At 35.3% G+C, this 3,565-nt stretch carries 4 protein-coding genes; 3 read left to right on the forward strand and 1 reads right to left on the reverse strand.

Annotation, left to right across the window (positions count from 1 at the left end):
* On the forward strand, positions 1-147 hold a 147-nt coding region (locus ADF62_RS09925), incomplete at its 5' end, for an IS3 family transposase (RefSeq protein WP_065425428.1).
* Positions 148-204: 57 nt separating this feature from the next.
* Here ADF62_RS09925 and ADF62_RS02415 read toward each other — a convergent pair.
* Positions 205-1,026 (reverse strand): PrsW family glutamic-type intramembrane protease, encoded by an 822-nt coding sequence (locus ADF62_RS02415; RefSeq protein ID WP_048788001.1) that lies wholly within the window; start codon positions 1,024-1,026, stop codon positions 205-207.
* A 156-nt stretch (positions 1,027-1,182) separates the two neighbouring features.
* Between ADF62_RS02415 and ADF62_RS02420 the strand changes: the two genes are divergently transcribed.
* Both ADF62_RS02420 and ADF62_RS02425 read left to right on the forward strand, forming a co-directional pair.
* Complete coding sequence (locus ADF62_RS02420) at positions 1,183-2,727, forward strand: zinc ABC transporter substrate-binding protein AdcA (protein ID WP_048788002.1); 1,545 nt, start codon at positions 1,183-1,185, stop codon at positions 2,725-2,727.
* Positions 2,728-2,947: 220 nt separating this feature from the next.
* Positions 2,948-3,346 carry a hypothetical protein gene (locus ADF62_RS02425; RefSeq protein WP_003093792.1) on the forward strand — a complete coding sequence of 133 codons (399 nt, stop codon included), beginning with the start codon at positions 2,948-2,950 and terminating at the stop codon, positions 3,344-3,346.
* The last annotated feature ends 219 nt before the right edge of the window (positions 3,347-3,565 follow it).

Genomic DNA, 3,565 nt, shown 5'->3' on the forward strand with positions numbered 1-3,565 from the left:
TTTTATGGTTATGAGAAGATGTTTAAGTTAATTGAGCATTTGAAACAAGCTATTGTAGACTATTTTGATTATTACAACAACAAACGAATTGGGGTAAAACTAAAAGGACTCAGTCCTGTGCAATACAGAACTAAATCCTTCGGATAAATTAATTGTCTAACTTTTTGGGATCAGTACAAAAAGGCTTTTTTCGTAGTCTGAACATTATTTGTTTTCTTTATCTAGTTTCGAGAGGAGCTGATAAAGCGAAATAAAGAAGAAAAGATTGAGTGAAATGAGAAGTCCTGACGCCCATGGTAAATCACTCTCTAAAGTTCGAAGAGGTGAGTTCCAAGCAAAGTGTGAGGCAAAGGCACCACAGGCATAGAATATACCAATAAGACGATATTTTTGATGAATGAGTTTTTGATGTGAACGCCATATCAAGACAAGCCCCATAGCAAGGAAGGATGTGTAAAGCCAGTGGGACGATATTGCCCCAATACTGCGACCAAGAATTCCCGAAATCGTATAAGAAAAACCATCAGGCAAATCTGAAAGGATATATGAAAAATCCTCACTAATCTGAAAACCAAGACCTGCTGTAATAGCAACGAGTAAGAGTCCTTTGTAACTTTTTGTAGGAACCATATAGACAGCAAAGATAAATGCTGCTAGTTTGAGAGGCTCCTCAACCAGTGGGGCCATTATAGCATCCTCAAAGCGGTAGAAGAAATTCTTTGAAGAAAGATGGGCAGTCACCCATTCATGGGAAAAAGTATTAGCATAACCTGCCAACCAACCTGTAATAAAGAGTCCGCCAATTAGAGCAAATACGAGAACAAGTGGTTTCACCTGCCATTTCTTGCCTAAGAACCGAATCAGAAATATTGCTGGAATGATGTAGCAGAGAGCAATGAGAGTTGATAGCCCGATAATTCCATAAGCAGAGCCAGACAAAGCTCCAGAAGTATATGATTGTGTATCATAGGTCAGGCCGATGGCTGACAAAAATAGAAAAAGATATAGAGTTAGTTTTCGAACCATGTATAACCTACTTTCAAAATGATACTTCCAGTATATCAAATTATTCTTTCTCTTTGAAATATTTCATTTTTTTATTTAGGGACTTGCAAAATAAAATTAATGTGATATACTTAACCAGTAAACTATTAACCGGTTAAGTATTTTGAAAGGAATATCATGAAAAAGAAACGCATTTTTGGCATAGCAGGATTGGCAGCTGTTGTTCTAGCTGCTAGTGCAGGTATTTATTATACGACTAGTCAACACGATTCAAAGGGGAATGGTGATTTGAAGGTTGTAACGAGCTTCTACCCTGTTTATGAATTCACCAAGCAGGTTGTTGGAGATGAGGGAGAGGTGTCTTATCTTATCCCTGCAGGTAGTGAGGCCCATGATTTTCAGCCTTCTACTAAGAATGTTGCTGATATTGAGAAAGCGGACACTTTTGTCTACTTAAATGAGAATATGGAAACATGGGTTCCCAAGATTGAGAAAACCATTAATACCAAAAATACTAAGGTTATCGAGGCAAGTAAAGGAATGGTTCTTTTGCCTGGTACAGAGGAAGAAGATCATGATCACGGTGGTGAAGAACATCACCATGAGTACGATCCCCATGTTTGGCTCTCACCAAAACGTTCTCAAAAATTAGTGAAAACTATTAGAGATGGTTTGATTGCTCAACATCCAGATAAAAAAGCGGTATTTACGACCAACGCAGAAAAATATCTAAAAAAATTACAAGCTTTGGATAAGGAGTATACGGAAGCATTGAGTCATACAAAACAGAAGAGTTTTGTTACACAGCACGCAGCCTTTGCCTACCTTGCTTTAGATTACGGTTTGACCCAAGTGCCAATTTCAGGTGTTTCAGCTGAATCTGATCCATCTGCAAAACGTATTGCTAGCCTTTCTAAGTATGTCAAAGAATATGACATTAACTATATCTACTTTGAGGAAAATGCTTCAAGTAGCGTTGCCAAAACCTTAGCTAATGAAGTAGGAGTTAAGACAGCAGTTTTAAATCCAATTGAATCACTAACTAAGGAACAGTTGAAAAAAGGTGAAGATTATGTCAGTGTTATGACTGAGAACCTAAAGAATCTTCGTTTAACAACAGATGTTGAAGGTAAAGCTATCCAACCTGAAACAGGAATTGATGACAAGAAAACAGTACAAAATGGTTACTTTGATGACAAAGATGTTAAAGATAGAGAACTTTCTGATTGGTCTGGTAAGTGGCAATCGGTCTATCCTTACCTCCAAGATGGTACTTTAGATCAAGTATTTGAATACAAATCTCTACTGAATAAGGATAAAACCGCACAAGAATACAAAGAGTACTACACTAAGGGCTATCAAACAGATGTTTCTAAAATTGCTATTGATGGTAAAAAGATGACTATGACTTTCACAAAGAATGATGGAAGTAGCGTGACACACACTTATCGTTATGATGGTTATAAGATTTTGACTTATGCTTCTGGTAAAAAAGGTGTCCGTTATCTCTTCACAGCAACTGACAGTCAAGCAGCAGATAATCCTTACCAGTATGTCCAATTTTCTGATCATCAAATAGATCCAACAAGCGTAGCACATTTTCATATTTTCTTTGGTAATAGTAGTCAAGAAGAAATTCTAAAAGAAATGGACAACTGGCCAACTTACTACCCTGGAAAACTTAGCGGATTTGAAATTGCACAAGAAATGGTCAGTCACTAAGGTTATTAAATCACTCATTTTGAGTGATTTTTATTTTTTAAAAAAGCCATTTATTTCTTAAGATATTAGAAAAATGACTAGTGTAATTATTTTAAAATAAGACTTTCAATGTAAAAAGTATTTCTAAGAAAATCATGTAAAATTATTAAATAATTACTACTTTTTTTCACCTTTTAGTGGTACAATGATATTATGATTTTCAGATAATCAGGAGAGACCTATGAACCAGTATTTAGTAGCGATACACTATATTCAACTGCTTCAAGCAGAACTCAATATTCTTAATCGTGATGCACGCTTGCTTTTTGATCTCAAGATTGATCCCAATCTTGCTAAACGTGAGCTTGCTGATTTAAAAGTATCTCTATCTAAATTATCTGATAAAAACCTTTATATCGAAGGTACAATCTGGTATCAACCAAGTTTATTTGCTATTATCGATCAAAATTTAGGGGTTATTGATGACTGGCTTAAGGAATTAGATGACTTCTTTGAATTTAGTTACGGTACAACAGTCTACACTGTTTTGAAAGAGAACGAAAATCGAAGTTATGACTTATTGCTTGGTCTTTATAGCCGTCTTGAATACGTTATCTCAGATATAAAAAATTGCCGTTAGATTGCTAACGGCTTTTGATATGTCAAGAAATTTAGTTTATGTTTTAAATAGGATCTTTTCTACCATTTGTCAAGTCTATCAAGGCTTTAAGTAAAAAAAGGGATAAGACAGTAGCTATTCCGAAGTTACTGTCTTATTTTTAATCCTTTTTGATTCATAAATGGGCATGCTAAAAAAACACCTCATCTGGTATTTTTTGAAACAAGGTGTTACAATAAT

The organism is Streptococcus sp. 1004_SSPC, assembly GCF_001069025.1.
GTDB lineage: Bacteria > Bacillota > Bacilli > Lactobacillales > Streptococcaceae > Streptococcus > Streptococcus vestibularis.